The 22,049-nt window shown below is 71.3% G+C and carries 20 protein-coding genes; 15 read left to right on the top strand and 5 right to left on the bottom strand.

The features are described 5' to 3' along the window. Positions 1-22: 22 nt before the first annotated feature. Positions 23-337: a DUF5955 family protein gene (locus ABZV34_RS22510; protein ID WP_356279313.1), complete on the top strand. Its 315-nt coding sequence runs from the start codon at positions 23-25 to the stop codon at positions 335-337. Between the two features lie 15 nt (positions 338-352). Here the strand turns inward: ABZV34_RS22510 and ABZV34_RS22505 are convergent, their stop codons facing one another. Further along, entirely contained in the window at positions 353-1,828 is a 1,476-nt protein-coding gene (locus ABZV34_RS22505; RefSeq protein WP_356279310.1) for a PLP-dependent aminotransferase family protein, read from the bottom strand. A 309-nt stretch (positions 1,829-2,137) separates the two neighbouring features. Continuing rightward, positions 2,138-2,953 carry an IclR family transcriptional regulator gene (locus tag ABZV34_RS22500; RefSeq protein WP_356279307.1) on the bottom strand — a complete coding sequence of 272 codons (816 nt, stop codon included), beginning with the start codon at positions 2,951-2,953 and terminating at the stop codon, positions 2,138-2,140. 297 nt (positions 2,954-3,250) lie between these two features. Here ABZV34_RS22500 and allB point away from each other — a divergent pair, with 297 nt between their 5' ends. Together allB and alc are read left to right on the top strand one after the other, a co-directional pair. Next, positions 3,251-4,573, top strand: a complete 1,323-nt coding sequence (gene allB / locus ABZV34_RS22495) for an allantoinase AllB (protein WP_356279464.1) — start codon at positions 3,251-3,253, stop codon at positions 4,571-4,573. A gap of 153 nt (positions 4,574-4,726) precedes the next feature. Beyond that, a complete protein-coding gene (gene alc, locus ABZV34_RS22490) occupies positions 4,727-5,842 on the top strand; it encodes an allantoicase (protein ID WP_356279304.1) in 1,116 nt (371 codons plus the stop codon). Between the two features lie 94 nt (positions 5,843-5,936). Here the strand turns inward: alc and ABZV34_RS22485 are convergent, their stop codons facing one another. After that, positions 5,937-6,923 (bottom strand): CorA family divalent cation transporter, encoded by a 987-nt coding sequence (locus tag ABZV34_RS22485; protein WP_356279461.1) that lies wholly within the window; start codon positions 6,921-6,923, stop codon positions 5,937-5,939. 254 nt (positions 6,924-7,177) lie between these two features. On the opposite strand from ABZV34_RS22485, the gene ABZV34_RS22480 reads away from it, so the two are divergent. The 3 genes from ABZV34_RS22480 (at position 7,178) to ABZV34_RS22470 (ending at position 10,255) form a co-directional block, all read left to right on the top strand. Then, entirely contained in the window at positions 7,178-8,083 is a 906-nt protein-coding gene (locus tag ABZV34_RS22480; RefSeq protein WP_356279458.1) for a DMT family transporter, read from the top strand. An 86-nt stretch (positions 8,084-8,169) separates the two neighbouring features. After that, positions 8,170-8,562, top strand: coding sequence for a ribonuclease domain-containing protein (locus ABZV34_RS22475; RefSeq protein WP_356279301.1), 393 nt, complete (start codon positions 8,170-8,172; stop codon positions 8,560-8,562). A 400-nt stretch (positions 8,563-8,962) separates the two neighbouring features. Then, the gene (locus ABZV34_RS22470; protein WP_356279298.1) at positions 8,963-10,255 is read left to right on the top strand and encodes a histidine kinase; all 1,293 of its coding nucleotides are present in this window, start codon (positions 8,963-8,965) and stop codon (positions 10,253-10,255) included. 241 nt (positions 10,256-10,496) lie between these two features. Here the strand turns inward: ABZV34_RS22470 and ABZV34_RS22465 are convergent, their stop codons facing one another. Next, positions 10,497-11,525: an aldo/keto reductase gene (locus ABZV34_RS22465; RefSeq protein ID WP_356279295.1), complete on the bottom strand. Its 1,029-nt coding sequence runs from the start codon at positions 11,523-11,525 to the stop codon at positions 10,497-10,499. A gap of 153 nt (positions 11,526-11,678) precedes the next feature. Here ABZV34_RS22465 and ABZV34_RS22460 point away from each other — a divergent pair, with 153 nt between their 5' ends. Continuing rightward, positions 11,679-12,350 carry a response regulator transcription factor gene (locus ABZV34_RS22460; RefSeq protein ID WP_356279292.1) on the top strand — a complete coding sequence of 224 codons (672 nt, stop codon included), beginning with the start codon at positions 11,679-11,681 and terminating at the stop codon, positions 12,348-12,350. Between the two features lie 44 nt (positions 12,351-12,394). Beyond that, a complete protein-coding gene (locus ABZV34_RS22455) occupies positions 12,395-13,567 on the top strand; it encodes a cytochrome P450 (protein WP_356279289.1) in 1,173 nt (390 codons plus the stop codon). Between the two features lie 157 nt (positions 13,568-13,724). Here ABZV34_RS22455 and ABZV34_RS22450 read toward each other — a convergent pair whose 3' ends face one another. Then, a complete protein-coding gene (locus tag ABZV34_RS22450) occupies positions 13,725-14,735 on the bottom strand; it encodes a Gfo/Idh/MocA family oxidoreductase (protein ID WP_356279286.1) in 1,011 nt (336 codons plus the stop codon). 128 nt (positions 14,736-14,863) lie between these two features. Here ABZV34_RS22450 and ABZV34_RS22445 point away from each other — a divergent pair, with 128 nt between their 5' ends. The 7 genes from ABZV34_RS22445 to ABZV34_RS22415 all read left to right on the top strand — a co-directional run bounded on the left by ABZV34_RS22445 (position 14,864) and on the right by ABZV34_RS22415 (position 21,986). After that, positions 14,864-15,601, top strand: coding sequence for a GntR family transcriptional regulator (locus tag ABZV34_RS22445; RefSeq protein WP_356279455.1), 738 nt, complete (start codon positions 14,864-14,866; stop codon positions 15,599-15,601). Positions 15,602-15,865: 264 nt separating this feature from the next. Continuing rightward, positions 15,866-16,858 carry a sugar ABC transporter substrate-binding protein gene (locus tag ABZV34_RS22440; protein WP_356279283.1) on the top strand — a complete coding sequence of 331 codons (993 nt, stop codon included), beginning with the start codon at positions 15,866-15,868 and terminating at the stop codon, positions 16,856-16,858. A gap of 140 nt (positions 16,859-16,998) precedes the next feature. Then, positions 16,999-18,003, top strand: a complete 1,005-nt coding sequence (locus ABZV34_RS22435; RefSeq protein WP_356279280.1) for a sugar ABC transporter substrate-binding protein — start codon at positions 16,999-17,001, stop codon at positions 18,001-18,003. Beyond that, a complete protein-coding gene (locus ABZV34_RS22430) occupies positions 18,000-19,061 on the top strand; it encodes an ABC transporter permease (protein WP_356279277.1) in 1,062 nt (353 codons plus the stop codon). Before ABZV34_RS22435 ends, ABZV34_RS22430 begins: the two co-directional genes overlap by 4 nt. After that, entirely contained in the window at positions 19,058-19,876 is an 819-nt protein-coding gene (locus ABZV34_RS22425; protein WP_329291350.1) for an ATP-binding cassette domain-containing protein, read from the top strand. Before ABZV34_RS22430 ends, ABZV34_RS22425 begins: the two co-directional genes overlap by 4 nt. 386 nt (positions 19,877-20,262) lie before the next feature. Next, the gene (locus ABZV34_RS22420; RefSeq protein ID WP_356279274.1) at positions 20,263-21,408 is read left to right on the top strand and encodes an ROK family glucokinase; all 1,146 of its coding nucleotides are present in this window, start codon (positions 20,263-20,265) and stop codon (positions 21,406-21,408) included. Next, the gene (locus ABZV34_RS22415) at positions 21,405-21,986 is read left to right on the top strand and encodes a sugar kinase (protein ID WP_356279272.1); all 582 of its coding nucleotides are present in this window, start codon (positions 21,405-21,407) and stop codon (positions 21,984-21,986) included. The genes ABZV34_RS22420 and ABZV34_RS22415 overlap by 4 nt, the downstream gene beginning before the upstream one ends. Positions 21,987-22,049: the final 63 nt, after the last annotated feature.

The following is a 22,049-nucleotide window of genomic DNA, read 5'->3' as shown; positions in this document are numbered from 1 at the left end:
ATGGGCGAGGGGGGAGAGAGCTGTGTTGCGGAGCTTGGGGCAGAGGTCAGTGACCGGCAGCGACGAGGACCCGAGAGTGGCGGAACTGCGGACGGCCGTCTCCCGGCTGCGCCGTGAACTCGCGGTGCATCCCGCGGAGTTCCCCGACCGGGGCATCGCCGAGGACGAACTCGCGGCGCTCGCCGCGATGGCCCTCAGCGGCGCCCCCGAGATCCCGCGGCTGCGCCGCTCCCTGCTGCTGATCGCGGGCGCGATCGGCTCGGTCAGCGCGCTGGCGACAGGCCTCGCGGAGGTGCGCAGCGCGGTCGAACTGTTCGGACGGCCGCCGCTGCGGTAGCCGGATCGGACGCGGTCAGGCGACCCAGCGCGGGCGTCCGGTGTCCGCGCCGGCCGCGTCGAGCCCGCCGTCCAGGGCCGCGGAGACCCGGCGTACGGCCTCGTCGAGCACCTCCGGCGCCAGGGTGTAGGGGAAGCGCAGCCGGGACTCATGGGTGCCCGGGTCCGCGCCGAAGCGGGCGCCGCCCTCGATGCGCACCCCCTGGGCGAGAGCCGCGCGGGCCAGCGGCGACGCGATCGGACGTCCCAGGTCGATCCACAGGGACAGACCGCCCGGCGGCAACTTCCAGCGCCAGTCGGGGAGATGGCGGCCCAACGACCCGGCGAGCGCGTCCCGCTGGGCCCGCAGCCGCGGCAGCCGCTCGGCCAGCACCTGGTCCGTGCGCGCCAGCAGTCCGAGGGCGACCAACTGGTTCAGGACGGAACCGCCCATGTCCACCGGCACCCGCGCCGTCGCCAGTTCCGTGATCAGCCGCGTCCCCGCGCGCACCCAGCCGAGCCGCAGCCCGCCCCAGTGCGTCTTGCTCAACGACCCCACGGTCACGATCTGTTCGCCCGTCCCCCGCGGGGCGAGCGAGGCGAACGGGACGGGCGAGGGCATCTCCAGCGCGATGTCCGTCATCGTCTCGTCGACCACCAGCCAGGTACCCGTCGCGCGCACCGACTCCAGTACGGCCAGACGCTGTTCGGGCGGCATCAGACGGCCCGTCGGATTGTGGAAGTCGGGGATCAGATACGCGAGCCTGGGCGCCGCCTGCCGCAGCGCGCCGTCGATCAGCCCCGGGTCCCAGCCGTCCTCCGTGACGGGAACGGGGGTGGTGCGCAGCCCGATGCGCCGCATCGTGTCGAGCGCGTTCGGATACGAGGGGTTCTCGACCAGGATGCGGTCACCGGGCCGTCCGAGCAGCCCCAGCGTCAGCGAGAGGGCCTGCTGCGCACCGTTCGTGATGAGGATCTGGTCCGGCAGCGTCGGCAGCCCGCGCCGGGTGAACCGCTCGGCGACGGCGGCCCTCAACTCCGTTATCCCGTAAGGGTGATAACCGGGCGTCGAGGATTGCCGCGTCAGCTGTCCCGCTGCCTCCGCGAACGCCTCCGAGAGCTGCGGCTCGGGCGCGCCGGGCGCCGCGACGGCCAGGTCGATCACCCCGTCGGCGGCCGGGAAGGAGGCCACATTGGCCGGGCGGTGACCGTCGGGCAGTTCCGTCCACGTCCCGGCACCGCGCCTGCTGCGCGCGAACCCGTCCTCCCGCAACAGGTCGTAGGCCGCCGTCACCGTGGCGCGGCTGATCCCGAGCGTCGAGGCCAGTTCGCGCTCGGCGGGCAGCCGGACGTGCAGCGCGATCCGGCCGTGCAGGAGCAGCGTACGGACCCCGTCGGCGAGGGCGCGGTATCCGAGGCGGCCGTCGGTGCGGGGCGCGGCGGACAGCAGCCCGGCGAGCTGCCGGCTTCCCAGCGTCCTGTCCATTCCGTGGACGACCGGTCCGTTCACCATGCCAACTCCCTCTGATTGGCCCTGTGGGGCAGGCCAATCAGCCTACCGACTTCGGGGACCCGGGGGGAGTCGCGGGGAAGCCGCCCACGCATGGGTGCGGGAAGGGGAGCGGAGCGATGCCGATCGGCGGGAGGAGGAGCGGATGCCGGGGGTGCCCCTGGGTGCGTGGATGCGCAGGCCGGCCGCCGGACGCGCGAGTCGGCCGTCACGGCAGCGGCGGCTCGGGCCGTGACGGCTCGGTGCGCGCCGGGCGCGCTTGGCGGCGCGTTCCAGGCGTGGATCCGGCGTGGATCCGGGCGGCGGGTCCCGTCAGGCGTTCGGGCCGGAACTCGCCAGGGCCTCCGACAGCTCCACGGCGACCTGCTGCAACACGGGCACGATCTTCTCCGTGGCCGCCTCGGTGACCCGGCCGGCGGGACCGGAGATCGAGATGGCCGCGGCGGTGGGGGAGTCGGGAACGGAGACGGCGAGGCAACGGACGCCGATCTCCTGCTCGTTGTCGTCGACCGCGTAGCCGAGCCGGCGCACCTCCTCCAGCGCGGTGAGGAAACCGTCCGGTGTGATGATGGTCTTCTCCGTCGCGGCGGGCATGCCGGTACGGGCGAGCAGCGCGCGCACCTCGTCCGCCGGGGTGTGCGCGAGCAGGGCCTTGCCCACGCCCGTGGAGTGCGGCAGCACCCGCCGGCCCACCTCGGTGAACATGCGCATCGAGTGCTTGGACGGCACCTGTGCGACGTAGACGACCTCGTCCCCGTCGAGCAGCGCCATGTTCGCCGTCTCGCCGGTCTCCTCGACCAGACGCGCGAGGTAGGGGCGGGCCCAGGTGCCGAGCAGCCGGGACGCGGACTCGCCGAGCCGGATCAGCCGGGGGCCGAGCGCGTAGCGGCGGTTCGGCTGCTGGCGTACGTAACCGCAGACCACCAGCGTGCGCATCAGCCGGTGGATGGTGGGCAGCGGCAGCCCGCTGCTGGCGGAGAGCTCGCTCAGGCCGACCTCGCCGCCGGCGTCGGCCATGCGTTCGAGCAGATCGAAGGCACGCTCGAGGGACTGGACACCACCGCTCGGCGCGGACGACTTGGCGGAGGCGTTTTGCGCTGGGGCGTCGCTGGCGCGGGACGTCGGCACGGCGCGGTCCTTTCGAGGCTGACAGGCAGTGATGCAGCCTACCCGTGTGTCGGTTGACTCCTCCGTGGCGCATGACTACGTTCTGCTTTGTGGAAGTATATTTCCATTTTGTGGAAACATCCAGGGAGCGCGTACCCGCCGTGGAGCGTGGAGTGTGCTCTTGACGGCGGGAAGGCGGGAGTGAAGACTCCTTCAACAGAACGTTGAATTCCGTTACGTGGAAGTAAACAGCGGTATCGGAAGGCGACAGCGGCGGCGAGAGGGGTCCGGGTGTCCGAGGTCGGAGAGATCGAACTGATGCTGCGTTCGACGCGTGTCATCACTCCCGAGGGAACGCGTGCCGCCTCGGTCGCGGTCACCGGGGGCAGGATCACGGCCGTGCTCGCGCACGACGCCGAGGTGCCGCCCGGCGCCCGTCTGGAGGACTTCGGGGACGACGTCCTGCTTCCCGGCCTCGTCGACACCCACGTGCACGTCAACGATCCCGGCCGCACGGAGTGGGAGGGCTTCTGGACGGCGACGCGCGCCGCCGCGGCCGGCGGCATCACCACGATCGTCGACATGCCGCTCAACTCCCTCCCGCCGACGACGACGGTCGACCACCTCCGTACGAAGCGGGACGTCGCGCGCTCCAAGGCCCACATCGACGTCGGGTTCTGGGGCGGCGCGCTGCCTGACAACGTCAAGGACCTGCGCCCCCTGCACGACGCCGGCGTGTTCGGCTTCAAGGCCTTCCTGTCGCCGTCCGGCGTGGACGAGTTCCCGGAGCTGGACCAGGACGGGCTCGCCCGGTCCCTCGCCGAGATCGCGGGGTTCGGCGGCCTGCTGATCGTGCACGCCGAGGACCCGCACCACCTGGACGCCGCCCCTCACCAGGGCGGCCGGCGGTACGCCGACTTCCTCGCCTCACGCCCGCGCGACGCGGAGAACACCGCCATCGAGAACCTGATCGCGCAGGCCCGGCGCCTCGACGCGCGCGTGCACGTGCTGCACCTGTCGTCGTCCGACGCGCTGCCCCTGATCGCCGCGGCGAAGGCCGAGGGCGTCCGGCTCACCGTGGAGACCTGCCCGCACTACCTCACGCTCACCGCCGAGGAAGTCCCGGACGGGGCCTCCGAGTTCAAGTGCTGCCCGCCCATCCGTGAGGCCGCCAACCAGGACCTCCTGTGGCAGGCGCTGGCCGACGGCACGATCGACTGCATCGTCACCGACCACTCGCCGTCGACGGCCGACCTGAAGACGGACGACTTCGCGACCGCCTGGGGCGGTATCTCGGGCCTGCAACTGAGCCTGCCGGCCGTCTGGACCGAAGCCCGCAGGCGTGGCCACGGCCTGGAGGACGTCGTCCGCTGGATGTCCGCCGGCACGGCGCGGCTGGTCGGCCTCGGCCACCGCAAGGGGGCCATCCGGGCGGGCCACGACGCCGACTTCGCCGTCCTCGCGCCCGACGGGACGTTCACCGTCGACCCCGCCGCGCTGGAACACCGCAACCGGGTCACGGCCTACGCGGGCAGGACCCTCAGCGGGGTCGTGAGGTCCACCTGGCTGCGTGGCGAACGCGTCATGTCCGAGGGCCGGTTCACCGAGCCGGCCGGTGAACTCCTCTCCCGGCACCCGTAGCCGCCCTCCGGCCCCAGTGGTCATCCCCAGCCCCCGTGGCCGTCCGTGGCCACGTGACGTACCCCCTACCCGTACCCGCTGTACCGGCACCGGCACCCGCACCCGCACGTGCGCCCGCACCGGCCGACTCCCCGAAAGGCAGACCTGATCATCGTGACGGCGATTCCCCGCTTCACCGGCGACGCGAACCCCTACGGCGGCGGCGACCCGTACGCCGACTACCGCACCGCCGAGTTCCCGTTCGCGCAGGACGCCGACCTCGCGGACCGGCGGCTCGGCGCGGGCGTCGTCGCCGCCAACGACGAGTTCTTCGCCGAACGGGAGAACCTCCTCGTCCCCGGGCGCGCCGAGTTCGACCCCGAGCACTTCGGGCACAAGGGCAAGATCATGGACGGCTGGGAGACCCGGCGCAGGCGCGGCGTCTCGGCCGACCACCCGTGGCCGACGGCCGAGGACCACGACTGGGCGCTGGTCCGCCTCGGCGCGCCCGGCGTGATCCACGGCATCGTCGTCGACACGGCCCACTTCCGCGGCAACTACCCGCAGGCGGTGTCGGTCGAGGGCGTGTCGATGCCCGGCTCCCCGTCGCCGAGCGAGCTGCTGGCGGACGACGTGAAGTGGACGACCCTCGTCCCGCGCACAGCGGTCGGCGGTCACGCGGCGAACGGATTCGCCGTCGACGTCGAACAGCGCTTCACGCACCTGCGCGTCAACCAGCACCCCGACGGCGGTATCGCGCGCCTGCGGGTCCACGGCGAGGTCGTCCCCGACCCGGCGTGGCTCTCCGCGCTCGGCACCTTCGACGTCGTCGCCCTGGAGAACGGCGGCCGGGCCGACGACGCCTCCGACCGCTTCTACTCGCCCGCCACCAACACCATCCAGCCGGGGCGCTCCCGCAAGATGGACGACGGCTGGGAGACGCGCCGACGCCGTGACACCGGACACGACTGGATCCGCTACCAGCTCGTCGCCCGGTCGGAGATCCGCGCCCTGGAGATCGACACGGCCTACCTGAAGGGCAACAGCGCGGGCTGGGCGTCGGTGTCGGTGCGGGACGGCGAGGACGGTGAGTGGAGGGAGATCCTCCCCCGTACCCGCCTCCAGCCCGACACCGGCCATCGCTTCACCCTCACCGCGCCCGCCGTCGGCACGCACGCGCGCGTGGACATCTTCCCGGACGGCGGCATCTCCCGGCTGCGGCTGTTCGGCTCGCTGACGCAGGAGGGGGCGGCGGGTCTGGAGGCCAGGTACCGGGGGCTCGGCGGCTGACTCCCCGGCTGTCCGACGACGACGCCGACGCCGACGCCGGGGGAACGATCCGTGTGACGGCCGGCGTCCGGCGGCAGGGCGGGGCCGTGGGGCGTCAGACCTGGTCGTCGGCGGTGTCACGGGAACGGCTGTCCCTGAGCTGCCGCCAGTGCGTGCGGTAGAGCACGTAGTACAGCGCGGCGACCACGGAAGCGGCCTGCAGGCCCAGACCGAGCGCGAGGAAGGAGTGCTCGCTCGTGAGGCGGTTGGTCAGGAAGTTGAAGTTCATGCCGAAGAACCCGGTCAGGAACGACAGCGGCAAGAAGATCATCGAGACGACGGTGAGTCTGTTGATCACGAGGTTCTGCTGATCGGCGACGATCGACGTGTAACTGCCCGCCGCCCGCCGGGTCGCGTCCCGCAGTGACTCGATCTCCAGCAGGACCAGCTGCACCGTGTGCTCGTGCAAGCTGTTCATCGCCAGCCGTTCCTCCGGGACGCCGTGAGCCGTCATCCTCCGACGGACGAGGACCTCCTGGACGACCGAGGCGTAGGGCAGGAACGCGCGATGCAGGTGAGCCGCGCGCCGCCGCAGCCGGGCCAAGGCCTGGGCGTGCCGTGGCTGCCGCTCCTCGAACATCGCCTCCTCCAGGTCCTCGACTTCCAGGTGAGCCGCTGTGACGGCCCGGCGGAAGCTCTCCAGGACGCCCTGCAGGATCAGATACAGCGCGGTGACCGAGTCGACGGGCCGGTCGTGTCGCAGCCGTTCGACGAAGGTGTCGATCAGCTCCACGGGCCCGCGGTGGACCGTGATCACGTGTTCCTCGTCCGCGTGGATCTGGACGTAGACGATCCGGTCGCCGCAGACCACGGGGACGATGCCCGCGGCCGCGCCCTCGTGGTAGTGGGCGCGCGCGTGCTCGTGATGTTCGCCGAGCCACTCCCAGATCTCGTCGTCCAGTCCGAGCCGACGCGACAGGGGCCGGTCGCCGTCGGGCGCGGGATCCTCGCCCAGATCGATGTCCACGATCGCGAAACCGGAGGCCGCCAGACGCTCGCGGGCCCCCCGCAGGTCCGTGCGCACGACGACGCCCTCCGGCATAGACACCACCGATACGATCATCGTCCCTCACCGTGGATGACGTGCCCGATCGCGACGCAGGACGCCTCGGCATGTGCAAACTGCGACGTCCACCGCACACTACCGCCGAAGGCGCCGCGTGCAGCCGACCGGGGAACCTGCCGTGTCCCCGGGAAATGTGTAGCCCTCACGCGTTCCCGTCGGTACGGTGACCGTTCCCCGTGCGAGCCGGTGTCGTCTCCACGCCCGCGCCCGCCCCGCTGGAGACCGCTCCCATGTCGACGATCGCCGTACCCGGCGTGCTCGCGCCCCGCCGCGCCTGGCTCACCGACCTGCCCCTGCTGCTCGTCGCGGCGGTCTGGGGAGCCAGCTATCTCGCGGCCAAGGACATCACCACCGCGCGGACGGTGATCGCGGTACTGGTGCTGCGCTTCGCCGTCGCACTGCCGGTGCTGGTGGCGCTGGGATGGCGTTCCCTGCGCGCGCTGAGCGCCGCGCAGTGGCGCGGGGCCGCGACGCTGGGCCTGATCCTGAGCGGGATCTTCCTGCTGGAGACCTACGGCGTCGTGCACACCTCGGCGACCAACGCGGGCCTCGTCATCAGCCTCACCATGATCTTCACGCCGCTCGCCGAGGCGGCCGTGACCCGTGTCCGGCCCGCCCGCTCCTTCCTCGCCGCGGCCGGGGTCTCCGTGCTCGGCGTGGTCCTGCTGACCCAGAGCGGTGGCTTCACCCGCCCCTCGCCGGGCGATCTGCTGATGCTGCTCGCGGCCGCGGCCCGGACCGTGCACGTACTCGTCATGTCCCGCGGCAAGGCGGTCCGCGGCGCCGGCGCGCTGGCGCTGACCACAGTGCAACTGGGAACCGCGGTGGTCGTGTTCGCGCTGCTGTCGGCCGGCGCCGACACCACGCCCTGGGCCACGGCCGCGGACTTCGGGGCACGGGAGTGGGCCGGGCTGCTGTTCCTCGCCGTGTTCTGCACGCTCTTCGCCTTCTTCGTACAGATGTGGGCCGTACGCCGGACCTCCCCGTCCCGGGTCGGTCTACTGCTCGGCACCGAGCCGCTGTGGGCCGCCGCCGCGGGCATCGCGCTCGGCGGTGAACGGCTTGGTGCGGCGGGGCTGCTGGGCGGCGTCCTCGTGATCGCGGGGACCGTCTGGGGACGTCGGGCGGCGGGTTGACTCGCGGAAAACTCATCGGACTCGAGCGGAGAATTCATCGACCTTGGCATTGACATGTCAAGGTCTACGCGCGTCATTCTGGAGTCATGAGATTCCCCCCACGAATCACTCGCATCGGTTCCCTGGTCGCTCTCATGTCCGCGCTGCTCATCGGCGGGAACGCGGCCGTCCCCGCCAACGCCGCGGCGACCGCCGTGGGCAGCGTCTGCTACGGCAAGCTGCCTTCGCAGGCGTACGACACGCTGGACCTGATCGCGTCCGGAGGCCCCTTCCCGTACTCGCAGGACGGGGTCGTCTTCCAGAACCGCGAGGGCGTCCTGCCCGGTCAGTCCACCGGGTCCTACCACGAGTACACCGTCATCACGCCGGGCTCCTCGACGCGTGGTGCCAAGCGCATCGTGACCGGCAAGAAGACGCGGGAGGACTACTACACCTCGGACCACTACGTCACGTTCAAGCTGATCAACTTCGGCTGCTGATCCGAGGCGACCCGCTTCACCGGGGGTCCGGTCCGTGTTCGGCCGGACGGGGAGGGCGGCACTCGTGCGGCTCTCGTAACCGTCGAGGACACCGAGCCGCTCTACGAGGCCCCACCCTCGTAGGCGGCCGGTCGTCCCGTGCGCCGGACCGGGAGCGTCCCGCACCGGCGCGACGACGCCCAGTGCCTCCAGGAACCGCATCACCGTCCGCCGTCCGCTTCATGGCAGGACCATCGCCCCGCGGCCCCCACGTTCATCGGCCGCGGGGCGACACATGTCCGTCCGGAGTCTCCGTGCCGGGGCGAGGAGGAGCGACGAAAGTCCCCGCCTTTGTGACTTTGGTCGGAGATGGCGGTCGGGGAGAGGCCGCGGCGGACCTGACTGCGTAGATTTGTCGACCGTGAGTGCTGACCTGCCGCCGCGCATACCGGGGAACCTGTCCGCGCCGGGTCTGCCGGTGTCCCCCGCCCTGCTCCTGCCCGGGCGGCGCTGGCTGCTGCCGTCCGCGGTGGCCGCCGAGCTCGATCCCGGACAGACCGGGAGGGGCGGGCGGCCCCGGCGTACCGTGCGCGACTGGATCGTCGACTTCGGATGGTTTCTGCTGGCCGTCGTCATCGGAGCGCTCGCCGCGGACACGCTGACGGGCGACCCGAACGTCCCGCACGGTCTGGCCGTCGTCGACCAGTGGATCGGCGGCCTCGCCTGCGCCGCGGTCTGGCTGCGCAGGCGCTGGCCGCTGGGGCTGGCCGTGGCGATGATCCCCGTCGGAATGGTGTCGAACACCGCGGGCGGCGCCGGGCTGGTCGCCCTCTTCACCCTCGCCGTGCACCGGCCCTTCCCGTACGTGGCCTGGATCGCCGGCAGCCAGCTCGCGCTGCTCCCCGCCTACTTCTGGCTGCGGCCCGACCCCGATCTGCCGTACCTCGCCGCGGTGCTGGTCACCGCGCTGCTGACCGCCGCGGTGGTCGGCTGGGGCATGTTCGTACGGTCCAAGCGGCAGCTCATGCTGAGCCTGCGGGACCGGGCGCGGCGGGCCGAGACGGAGGCCGCGCTGCGCGTCGAGCAGGCGCAGCAGCTGGCCAGGGAGGCCATCGCGCGCGAGATGCACGACGTGTTGGCCCACCGGCTGACGCTGCTGAGCGTGCACGCGGGGGCGCTCGAGTTCCGGCCGGACGCGCCCCGCGAGGAGGTCGCGCGGGCCGCCGGGGTGATCCGGGAGAGCGCGCACGAGGCGCTGCAGGACCTGCGGGAGATCATCGGTGTGCTGCGGGCGGGGGACGCCGACGACGCGGGGCGGCCGCAGCCGACGCTCGCGGCGCTCGACGCGTTGGCCGCGGAGTCGCGGGAGGCGGGCATGAAGGTGGTCCTCGATCTGGTCGTCGCCGACCCCGCGGACGTGCCGGCCTCCGTCGGCCGGACCGCGTACCGCATCGCCCAGGAAGGGCTGACCAACGCGCGCAAGCACGCGCCGGGCGCGGAGGTCACCGTCCGTGTCTCGGGTGGGTTCGGGGACGGTCTGACCGTGTCCGTGCGCAATCCGGCGCCGTCGGGGGAGGTGCCGCAGGTGCCGGGGTCCGGGCAGGGGCTGATCGGGCTGACCGAGCGTGCCGCCCTCGCGGGTGGGCGGTTGTCGCACGGGGCCGAGGGGGACGGGGGGTTCGAGGTGCGGGCGTGGTTGCCCTGGAGTGGGTGAGGGGCGAGAGGTGAGGCCGGCGTACCGGTGGTCTTGGCGAGGGTGACGGTGCGGGCGGTGGTGGGGCGGGGCCGTGCCGGTACGTCGAGCCCGGCGCCGCTGGATCAGACGTGGGCCGGAATGGGGAGCCGTCGCTCGGTCCGGGCGTGAGCGACGGGCCGCGAGGTACCGGCACGGGCCCTCGTGCTGTCGGTCGCCGCGGGTTCCCGGTGGTCCCGGGGCGACGACACGGATCCGGGTCTCAGCGCGTTCGGGGGATCACTCGGCGGCCGGCCGTTCCGTACACCCATGTCGATGTCTCGTCGATGAAGTCGGTCGGGAAGCCGGGGCGGAAGCCGGTGACCTCCTCCAGGCCGGTCATCAGCTCCGGGGGCAGGGTCAGTTCGGTCGCTCCGAGGTTGTCGACGAGCTGGGTGACGTGGCGGGCGCCCACGACGGGGTGGACGGCGGGGGAGCGGGCCATGGTCCAGGCGATGGCGACCTGGGCGGGAGAGGCACCGAGTTCGTCGGCCGCCGTCCGGACGGCCTCGGCCACACTCCGCTCGAGTTCCCCGATCGCCTCCGGGGAGAGCCGGGTCGCCGTCCCCGGGAGCACACCGTCCGGCCGGGTGTACTTGCCGGACAGGATGCCGTTCTGCAACGGACTCCACGCGGCGACCGACATGCCGAACGCCTCGGCCATCGGCAGGAGTTCGCGCTCGGCGTCCCTGCTCAGCAGGCTGTACGGCACCTGGAGCGCGGCGAACGGCGACCAACCCCGCCACTCCGCGAGGGTGTTGGCCCGTGACACCACCCAGGCGGGGGCGTCCGAGATACCCACGTACAGGACCTTCCCGGACCGTACGGCGTCGTCGAGAGCGCGCATCGTCTCCTCGACCGGGGTGTTCCGGTCCCAGATGTGCACCCAGTAGATGTCGATGTAGTCCGTTCCCAGCCGCCGCAAGCTCGTCTCCAGGGAGAGCGCGAGGTTCTTGCGGTGGTTGCCGGCGGCGTTCGGGTCCGCGCCGTCGCGGGAGATCGTGTACTTGGTGGACAGCACGAAGCGGTCGCGCCGCCCCTTCAGCAGCTCGCCCACGATCTCCTCGCTGGCCCCGCCGCGGTAGTTGACGGCGGTGTCGACAACGTTGCCGCCGGCCTCCGCGTACGCGTCGAGGATCCGCGCGCACTCCTCCTTCGGGGCGCCCACCCCGTCCTGCTCGCCGAACGTCATGGCACCGAGGAACAGTTCGGAGACACGAAGGCCGGTCCGACCCAAGAGCCGATAGCGCACGGGGAAACTCCTCCGGAAGTCGGTCACACCCATCACACGGCCGGCCGGCGTGGTGCGCCGGCCCCGGTCGACCGACCGTAGTCGCCGGACGCGGATCGGGGGACGGAATCGTCACGCCGGACGCGGCCCGGCGCAGTCACTACGGTAGGCACCATGAAAGCGATCCGACTGCTTCTGGTCGACGACGATCCGCTGGTGAGGGCCGGCCTGTCCTTCATGATGGGCGGCGCCGACGACATCGAGATCGTCGGCGAGGCCGCCGACGGCAGCGAGGTCGAGGCGCTCGTCGACCGCACCCGCCCGGACGTCGTCCTGATGGACATCCGGATGCCGACGGTCGACGGCCTCGCGGCCACCGAGCGGCTGCGCCGCCGTCAGGACGCCCCGCAGGTCGTGCTCCTCACCACCTTCCACGCCGACGAGCAGGTACTGCGGGCGCTGCGCGCCGGCGCCGCCGGGTTCGTCCTCAAGGACACCCCGCCCGCCGACATCGTCGACGCGGTGCGCCGGGTCGCGGCCGGCGACCCGGTGCTGTCACCCACCGTCACCCGCCGGCTGATGGAGCAGGTGGCCGGCGGCCCCGCCGACACCCGCCGCGGCACCGCCCGCGACCGGATCGCCGTCCTCAACGACCGCGAACGCGAGGTCGCCGTGGCCGTCGGCCGAGGCGCCTCCAACGCGGCGATCGCCGCCGAGCTGTACATGAGCGTCGCCACGGTCAAGACTCATGTCTCCCGCATCCTCGCCAAACTCGGACTCAACAACCGCGTCCAGATCGCCCTGCTGACGTACGACGCCGGACTCCTGGAGGAGGACGGGCACTGAGCGCGGACCTCGCGCGTTGATCGGGGCAACGGGAGGGTGGAGCCATGATCGATCTGGGTGAGTACGGCACGCGGTTCATGAAGGACCCCTATCCGGTGTACGCGGAGCTGCGCGAGCGCGGCCCCGTGCACTGGGTGCGCATGCCGGCCCCCGGAGCGTACGAGTGCTGGCTCGTCGTCGGGTACGAGGAGGCGCGCGCCGCCCTCGCCGACCCGAGACTGTCCAAGGACAGCACCAAGATGGGGCTGACCTCCCTCGAGGACGAGCTGATGGGCCGTCATGTGCTCGTCAGCGACCCGCCCGAGCACACCCGGCTGCGCTCACTCGTCACGGGCGCGTTCACCATGCGCCGGGTGGCGGCGCTGCGCCCCCGCGTGCAGCAGATCACCGACGAGCTGCTGGACGCGATGCTGCCCGCGGGCCGTGCGGACCTCGTGGACTCCTTCGCCTATCCGCTGCCGATCACCGTCATCTGCGAGCTGCTGGGGGTGCCCGACATCGACCGGGCGGCGTTCCGCAGGATGTCGAACGAGATCGTGACACCGGCGGACGGCGTCGGCGAGTTCGCGGCCGTGAAGGAACTGGCCGGATATCTGGACGAGTTGATCGAGGACAAGCGCTGCGCGGCCCCGGCCGGTGATCTGCTCGGGGACCTCATCCGTACCAGGGCCGAGGACGGCGACCGGCTCTCCCGCGCCGAGCTGCGCGGGATGGCGTTCATCCTGCTGGTCGCGGGTCATGAGACGACGGTCAACCTGATCACGAACGGGGTGCACACCCTGCTCGCCCACCCCGGCCAGCTCGCCGCGCTGCGCTCCGACATGACCCTGCTGGACGGGGCGGTGGAGGAGGTGCTGCGCTTCGAAGGACCGGTCGAGACGGCGACGTACCGCTACGCGGCGGAGCCGATGGAGATCGGCGGCCGGGCCATCGCGGTGGGCGACCCGGTCATGATCGGGCTCGACGCCGCCAACCGCGACGCGACGCACTGCCCCGACCCGCACCGCTTCGACATCCGCCGCGCCCCGCGCGGCCATCTCGCCTTCGGGCACGGCGTCCACTACTGCCTGGGCGCGCCCCTGGCCCGGCTGGAGGCGCGGGTCGCGCTGCGCTCGCTGCTGGAGCGCTGCCCGGACCTCGCTCTCGACGGCCCCCCGGGCGAGCCGCTGCCCGGGATGCTGATGCGCGGTGTGCGCAGTCTGCCGGTGCGGTGGTGAGTGCTCCGGTCGTGGCCGGTGCGGTGGTGAGTGCTCGGGTCGTACAGGGGGTGGTCCCGGCCACGGACCCGGACCCGCACCGGACGGTCCGGGTCCGGCATGGTCCCGGTCCGGCACGGACTGAAGTCAGTACGGGCTGGGCTCAGTACGGTCGGGCTCAGTCCCGGCCCGCGGGGATCTCCGCCAGCCGCACCGGGCGCCGCTCCAGACGCGACAGCTCGCAGGCCTCCGCGATACGCAGCGCGTGCAGGGCCTCGCGCCCGTCGCACGGGTTGGCGCGTTCACCGCGGACGACCTCGACGAAAGCGGCGAGCTCGGCCTCGTACGCGGGACCGAAGCGCTCCAGGAATCCGGTCCACGGCTTGTCGGCGGGCGGCGGCCCGGCCGGTTCGGTGGAGGCGATCGGCGTACGGTCGTCCAGGCCGACGCCGATCTGGTCCAGGTCGCCGGCCAGTTCCATGCGGATGTCGTAGCCCGCGCCGTTCATCCGGGTCGCGGTCGCCGTCGCGAGGGTGCCGTCGTCGAGAGTGAGGACGGCCGCGGCGGTGTCGATGTCCCGCGCCTCGCGGAACATGGCGGGCCCGGCGTCGGAGCCCATCGCGTACACCTCGACCACCTCGTGGCCCGTCACCCAGCGCAGCATGTCGAAGTCGTGGACCAGACAGTCCCGGTAGAGACCGCCCGACAGCGGCAGATACGCGGCCGGTGGCGGCGACTGGTCGGACGTCATCGCCCGGACGGTGTGCAGCCGTCCGAGCCGCCCCGACCGGACCGCCTCCCGCGCGGCCGTGTACCCCGCGTCGAAGCGGCGCTGGAAGCCCAGTTGCAGGACCGTTCCGGCGGCCTCGACCTCGGCGAGCGCGGCCAGCGTGCCCGGCAGGTCGAGGGCGATGGGCTTCTCGCAGAACACGGGGAGCCCGGAGCGCGCCGCCCGGCCGATCAGTTCCGCGTGGGCGGCGGTGGACGCGGTGATGACCAGGGCGTCCACGCCCCAGGTGAAGATCTCGTCCACGGAGGGTGCCGCCGTGGCGCCCAGACGGTCCGCGAGCTCCTGGGCCCGCGCGGGGTCCGCGTCCGTGACGATGAGGGAGCCGACTTCGCGATGGCGGTCAAGCGTGGTCGCGTGGAATGTACCGATACGACCCGTTCCGATCAGTCCGATGCGCATGGGAACAAACTGAGGGCGCGCCAGGTGCCGTGTCAATGGTTTGTCCGGACAATCGAACTTCACAACTTCCCGTCAACATCTCCCGGAGCTACGCTCGGCGCGTGCCGAAACCAGATGTGGATCCGACCGTGTCGCTCCAGCTCAGTGTCGACCGCAGCAGTCCGGTCCCGCTGTACTTCCAGCTGTCCCAGCAACTGGAGGCCGCGATCGAGCACGGAACCCTGACCCCGGGCAGCCTTCTCGGCAACGAGATCGAGCTGGCCGGACGGCTCGGCCTGTCCCGGCCGACCGTCCGTCAGGCAATTCAGTCACTTGTCGACAAAGGGCTGCTGGTGAGGCGCAGAGGCGTCGGTACCCAGGTCGTGCACAGCCAGGTCAAGCGTCCGCTGGAGCTCAGCAGCCTGTACGACGACCTGGAGGCGGCCGGGCAGCGCCCCGCGACCCGGGTGCTCGTCAACACCGTCGTGCCCGCGTCCGCCGAGGTCGCGGCCGCGCTGGGCGTGGCCGAGGGCGGTGACGTCCACCGGGTGGAGCGGCTCCGGCTCGCCCACGGGGAGCCGATGGCGTACCTCTGCAACTACCTGCCGCCCGCCCTGCTGGACCTGGACAGCGCCCGGCTGGAGGCCACCGGGCTGTACCGGCTGATGCGCGCCGCGGGCATCACCCTGCACAGCGCCCGTCAGTCCGTCGGCGCCCGCGCGGCCACCGAGGAGGAGGGCGAACGGCTCGGCGAGCCCGCCGGGGCCCCGCTGCTCACCATGCAGCGCACCACCTTCGACGACACCGGGCGCGCGGTGGAGTTCGGTACCCACATCTACCGTGCCTCCCGCTACTCCTTCGAGTTCCAGCTCCTCGTACGTCCGTGAATCCGCTTATACCGGTGAATCCGCGTACGGCGGTGAATTGTCGTACGGCCGTGAATCCTCATGGCGCTGTGAATGTTTGGATCTTCGCGGGGTGGTGAATTCTGCTCGTGATCGGAAAGCGCCTGGTGGGGGCATGAATCGGCTGGGGCGTGACCGAATCTCAATCGTAAGAATGTTCTGACAAACCCATTGACTGGTGTGCGGACCCGGAGCTAGAACTCCCCTCAGCCGCAAAGGAGCGGCGGGAGAGAGGGTGGTCCCACCATGCGTACAGCCCGAACAGCAGCAGCGGTGATAGCTGTGATCGCGCTCGCGGCCGGGTGCAGCAGCTCCGGCGGCAAGGACTCGGAGGACAAGGCGAGTGGCAGCGGGAGCGGCGGCAAGGCCGCGAGCACACCCCGTCTGAAGATCGCGATGGTGACGCACTCCGGCGAGGGCGACACCTTCTGGGACATCGTCCAGAGCGGCGCCAAGGCGGCGGCCGGCAAGGACAACGTCGACTTCCTGTACTCGAACGACAAGGAAGCCAACGGACAGGCCCAGCTCGTCCAGGCCGCGATCGACAAGAAGGTCGACGGCATCGTCGTCACGCTGGCGAAGCCCGAGGCGATGAAGGACGTTCTCGCCAAGGCCGAAGCGGCCGGCATCCCGGTCGTCACGATCAACTCCGGGGCCGAGTTCTCCCAGCGGTTCGGGGCGCTCGCGCACTTCGGCCAGGACGAGTCGGTGGCCGGAGAGGCCATCGGTGACGAACTCGACAAACGCGGTCTCAAGAAGGCCGTCTGTGTCATCCACGAGCAGGGCAACGTCTCCCTGGAGCAGCGCTGCGCCGGGGTGAAGAAGACCTTCGACGGTTCGGTCGAGAACCTCAACGTCGACGGGACCAACGCCCCCGCCAGCCAGTCCTCCATCGAGGCGAAGCTGCAGGCCACGAAGGGCATCGACGCCGTCATCACGCTGGGCGCCCCCATCGCCGCCGTCGCGGTGAAGGCCAAGGCCGACGCGGGCAGCAAGGCCGAGATCGACACCTTCGACCTGAACGCCGAAGTGGTCAAGCGGCTCAAGGCGAAGGAGGTCGGCTTCGCCGTCGACCAGCAGCCCTACCTCCAGGGCTACGAGGCCATCGACATGCTGTGGCTCTACAAGAACAACGGCGATGTGCTCGGAGGCGGCAAGACGGTCCTCACCGGCCCGGCCATCGTCACCGAGAAGGACGCGCCGCAGCTCGAGAAGTACACCGCGCGCGGGACCCGCTGATGGGGTGCATGCTCCCCGTGTTCGATACTTGGGCGTTTGGGGCCGGCGAGAGGCCGGCCCCCGGGGCCTACGGAACGGCCCGCCGGGCCGCTCCGCGGGCCCCGGCGCACCCAAGAGCACAGCAAGAAGGGCACGGCCTCGTGGCACGGACTCGGACCTGGGTAAGCATCGCGCTCGCAGGGGCGCTGGGAGCGTCTCTCGCCGGATGCAGCAGCACCGGCGGGAAGCGGGCCGAGGACGCCCGCAAGGAGGCGTCCGCCCAGGGCAGGGCCGCGGTGAACACGCCCCGGTGGACCTTCGCGATGGTCACCCATTCGGGCGACGGCGACACGTTCTGGGACATCGTGCAGAACGGTGCCAAGCAGGCCGCCGTCAAGGACAACATCAACTTCCTGTACTCGCACAACGCCGAGGCACAGCAGCAGGCACAGCTCATCGACGCCGCGGTGGACAAGGGGGTCGACGGCATCATCGTCACCCTGGCCAAGCCGGACGCGATGAAGGCGGCCGTGGCGCGCGCGGAGAAGGCCGGCATCCCCGTGATCACGGTGAACTCCGGCTCCGAGCAGTCCAAGGCGTTCGGCGCGCTCACCCACATCGGCCAGGACGAGACCATCGCCGGCGAGGCGGTCGGCGACGAGCTGAACAAGCGGGGCCGCAAGAAGGCCCTGTGCATCCTGCACGAGCAGGGCAACGTCGGTCACGAGCAGCGCTGCGCGGGCGTCAAGAAGACCTTCCACGGCACCGTGCAGGACCTCTACGTCCAGGGCACCAGCATGCCCGACGTGCAGTCCTCCATCGGTGCCAAGCTGCAGGCGGACAAGTCCATCGACTCGGTCGTCACGCTCGGTGCCCCGTACGCGGACACCGCGGTCAAGGCCAAGAAGGACGCCGGCAGCAGCGCAGAGGTCGACACCTTCGACCTGAACGCGAAGGTGGCCGCGGAGCTCAAGGACGGCACGCTCGGCTTCGCCGTCGACCAGCAGCCCTACCTCCAGGGGTACGAGGCCGTGGACCTGCTCTGGCTCTACAAGTACAACGCCGATGTCCTCGGCGGCGGCAAGCCGGTACTCACCGGCCCGCAGATCATCACCAAGGATCAGGCCGCCGCGCTGGAGGAGTACACGAAGCGGGGGACCCGATGACCGCCACCGCACCCGCACCAGCACCCTCGCCCGGCGCCAAGACCGACGAGCGCCTCGTGAAGACCTCGCCGCTGCGCAAGCTCATGGGCCGGCCGGAGCTGGGCTCCGTGGTCGGCGCGATCGCGGTCTTCCTCTTCTTCGCGATCTTCGCGGACAGCTTCGTACGGGCCGCCAGCCTCAGCACGGTCCTGTACGCCTCGTCGACCATCGGCATCATGGCCGTACCGGTCGCGCTGCTGATGATCGGCGGCGAGTTCGACCTCTCCGCGGGCGTCATGGTGACCAGCTCCGCGCTGATCTCCTCGATGCTCAGCTACCAGCTGACGGCGAACGTCTGGGTCGGCGTCCTCGTCTCGCTGGTCGTCACCCTCGGGATCGGCGTCTTCAACGGCGTCATGCTGACCCGCACCGACCCGCCCAGCTTCATCATCACGCTCGGCACCTTCCTGATGCTGACCGGTATGAACCTCGGCTTCACCAAGCTGATCAGCGGCACGGTCTCCACCAAGTCGATCGCCGACATGCAGGGCTTCTCCTCCGCCAAGGACGTCTTCGCCTCGACGATCACGATCGGCGGCGTCGACTTCAAGATCACCATCCTGTGGTGGCTCGCCCTCGTCGTCGTGGCCACCTGGATCCTGCTGCGCACCCGCGTGGGCAACTGGATCTACGCCGTCGGCGGCGGCGAGATGGCCGCCCGCGCGGTCGGCGTCCCGGTCAACAAGACCAAGATCGGCCTCTACATGGGCGTCGCCTTCGGCGCCTGGATCTCCGGTCAGCACCTGCTGTTCTCGTTCGACGTCGTGCAGTCCGGCGAGGGCGTCGGCAACGAGCTGATCTACATCATCGCGGCGGTCATCGGCGGCTGTCTGATCACCGGCGGCTACGGCTCCGCGGTCGGCGCGGCGGTCGGCGCGCTGATCTTCGGCATGGTGAGCAAGGGCATCGTGTTCGCCGAATGGAACCCGGACTGGTTCAAGTTCTTCCTCGGAGTGATGCTGCTCCTGGCGACCCTGCTCAACCACTGGGTCCGCAAGCGCGCGGAGGTGACGAAATGACGACGGACGCGGAAAAGACGGAAGCGGCCTCCACGGAGGGCACGGCACTCGTCGAGCTCGACGACGTCAGTAAGTACTACGGCAACATCCGCGCCCTCGAAGGTGTCTCGCTGGTGGTGCACGCGGGGGAGATCTCCTGCGTGCTCGGGGACAACGGCGCGGGCAAGTCCACCCTGATCAAGATCATCGCCGGGCTGCACCAGCACGACGCGGGCACGCTGCGCATCGAGGGCGAGGAGACCCGGCTGTCGTCCCCGCGCGAGGCGCTGGACCGCGGGATCGCCACGGTCTACCAGGACCTCGCCGTCGTCCCGTTGATGCCGGTGTGGCGGAACTTCTTCCTCGGCTCCGAGCCGTCGAAGGGCACGGGGCCCTTCAAGCGCATGGACGTCGAGTTCATGCGCAGGACCACCCACGCGGAACTGCTGCGCATGGGCATCGACCTGCGCGACGTCGACCAGCCCATCGGCACGCTGTCCGGCGGCGAGCGCCAGTGTGTGGCGATCGCCCGAGCCGTGTACTTCGGCGCGAAGGTCCTCGTCCTGGACGAGCCGACGGCCGCGCTCGGCGTGAAGCAGTCAGGCGTCGTCCTCAAGTACGTCGCCGCGGCCCGGGACGCCGGACTGGGCGTCGTCCTGATCACCCACAACCCGCACCACGCCTACCTGGTGGGCAACCGTTTCGTCCTCCTCAAGCGCGGCGCCATGTTCGGCAGCCACACCCGCGAGGAGATCACCCTCGACGAGCTCACCCGTCAGATGGCCGGCGGCAGCGAACTCGACGACCTCCGCCACGAGCTGGAACGCACGACGTAGCCGGCACGTCGGGGTCCCCCCGGCCCGGCCCGGCCCGGCGATCACGGGCCGGCCGGGGAGGCGTCACTTCCCGGACGGGGCGGCCGCGCCCCTCCCCGGGAGCGCGGGGAACCGCGGGACAAGCCACCTCGTTCCCCCACTGTGAGATCGGCCTACGGAATCCGTCGGGCGACGTCGCTTCCAGGACGGGGCCGACGCGCCCTGCCCCAGGGGCGCGGGGAACGGCGCGACAAGTCACGACCGGCCCCCGCTGTGAGACCGGCCCCCGGTTCCCTCGCCCCGCGTCACAGCCCGCCACCCCGGGTGACGGCACGCCACAGCCGGCCCTCGCCCCCCACGCCTCCCCGGCGAAGCGAAGCACGGCGGCGTGAGGCAGAATCGGCCCGATGAGCACCTACCGCGACCTCGCACACCGCGGCTCCGCGCGGGCCACCGTCCTGCGGACCGTCGGGACGCGCGAGCGCCGTTCCCACCTGACGGCGCCCCGTGTCCCCACCGTCGGTATCGACATCGGCGGTACGAAGGTGATGGCGGGCGTCGTCGACGCCGACGGCAACATCCTGGAGAAGCTCCGCGCCGAGACGCCGGACAAGTCCAAGAGCCCCAAGGTCGTCGAGGACACCATCATGGAGCTGGTCCTGGACCTCTCCGACCGGCACGACGTGCACGCGGTCGGCATCGGCGCGGCAGGCTGGGTCGACGCGGAGCGCAACCGCATCCTCTTCGCCCCCCACCTCTCCTGGCGCAACGAACCCCTGCGCGACCGCCTCGCCGGCCGGCTCGCCGTACCGGTCCTCGTCGACAACGACGCCAACACCGCCGCCTGGGCGGAATGGCGCTTCGGCGCGGGCCGCGGCGAGGACAACCTGGTCATGATCACGCTCGGTACCGGTATCGGCGGCGCGCTCCTCGAGGACGGCCAGGTCAGGCGCGGCAGGTTCGGCGTCGCGGGAGAGTTCGGCCACATGCAGGTGGTCCCCGGCGGCCACCGCTGCGCGTGCGGCAACCGCGGCTGCTGGGAGCAGTACAGCTCCGGCAACGCGCTGGTGCGCGAGGCCCGCGAGCTCGCCGCCGCGGACTCCCCGGTCGCGTACGGGATCATCGAGCACGTCAAGGGCAACATCGCCGACATCACCGGCCCGATGATCACCGAGCTGGCCCGCGAGGGCGACGCCATGTGCATCGAGCTGCTCCAGGACATCGGCCAGTGGCTCGGCGTCGGCATCGCCAACCTGGCGGCCGCCCTCGACCCCTCCTGCTTCGTCATCGGCGGCGGCGTCAGCGCGGCCGACGACCTCCTGATCGGCCCGGCCCGCGACGCCTTCCGACGGCACCTGACCGGCCGCGGCTACCGTCCCGAGGCCCGTATCGCCCGCGCCCAGCTCGGCCCCGAGGCCGGCATGGTCGGCGCCGCCGACCTCGCGCGCCTCGTCGCCCGCCGCTTCCGCCGCGCCAACCGCCGCCGCGTGGAGCGCTACGAGCGGTACGAGCGCTACACCGAGTCTCGTCGCACGTCCCAGGGCACGCCGTGACCGCCTCGCTGCCACGCCAGGCGTCACCGCCGGACGAGCCGCGGCGGCCGCCGGAGGACCCGCGCCGCAAGTTCCGCCGCCGGGCCCTGACCCTGCTGATCATCGTGCTGCTCATCGGCGTCCCGGCCGGCTACCTGGTGATCTCGGCCAACCAGAGCCGGGACAGCGGCAAGCAGAAGGAGGACAAGTACTCGGCGACCGGCCTCACGGCGGGCTGGCCGTCGAAAGTCCAGCGCCGCCTCTACCAGGTGGAGATCCCGCACCCGGCCGCCAAGGTCGCGTTCTATGAGACGAACAACTGGAAGACCAGCCGCCTCTACGCGCAGTTCCAGCTCACCAACGCGGGCCTGGACACCTTCCTCACCAGTGTGGGAGCCGACCGGCAGGCGCTGACGAAGGACGACATCACGATCGGCGCCCGCGACCAGAAGGTCACCGGCTGGAAGTTCTCGGTCCCCGGCCAGTGGTGGGGCCTCACCCGTAAGCAGAAGGACCCGGCGCCCACCCAGGACATCGTGGTCAACCTGGCCAATCCGACGTACCCCATGGTGTACGTCGTCTCGCGCACGGTCCCGTGACCAGCCGGTCCCGGGCCCTCGCCGGGACCCGTTGTCAGACCCCGCCCGTAGAGTCGTGGACAA

The organism is Streptomyces sp. NPDC005195, assembly GCF_040608315.1.
In the GTDB taxonomy this organism is placed as follows: domain Bacteria; phylum Actinomycetota; class Actinomycetes; order Streptomycetales; family Streptomycetaceae; genus Streptomyces; species Streptomyces kaempferi.
The sequence above is the reverse complement of the archived record's forward strand: the minus strand, read 5'-3'. Positions and strand labels throughout refer to the sequence as shown.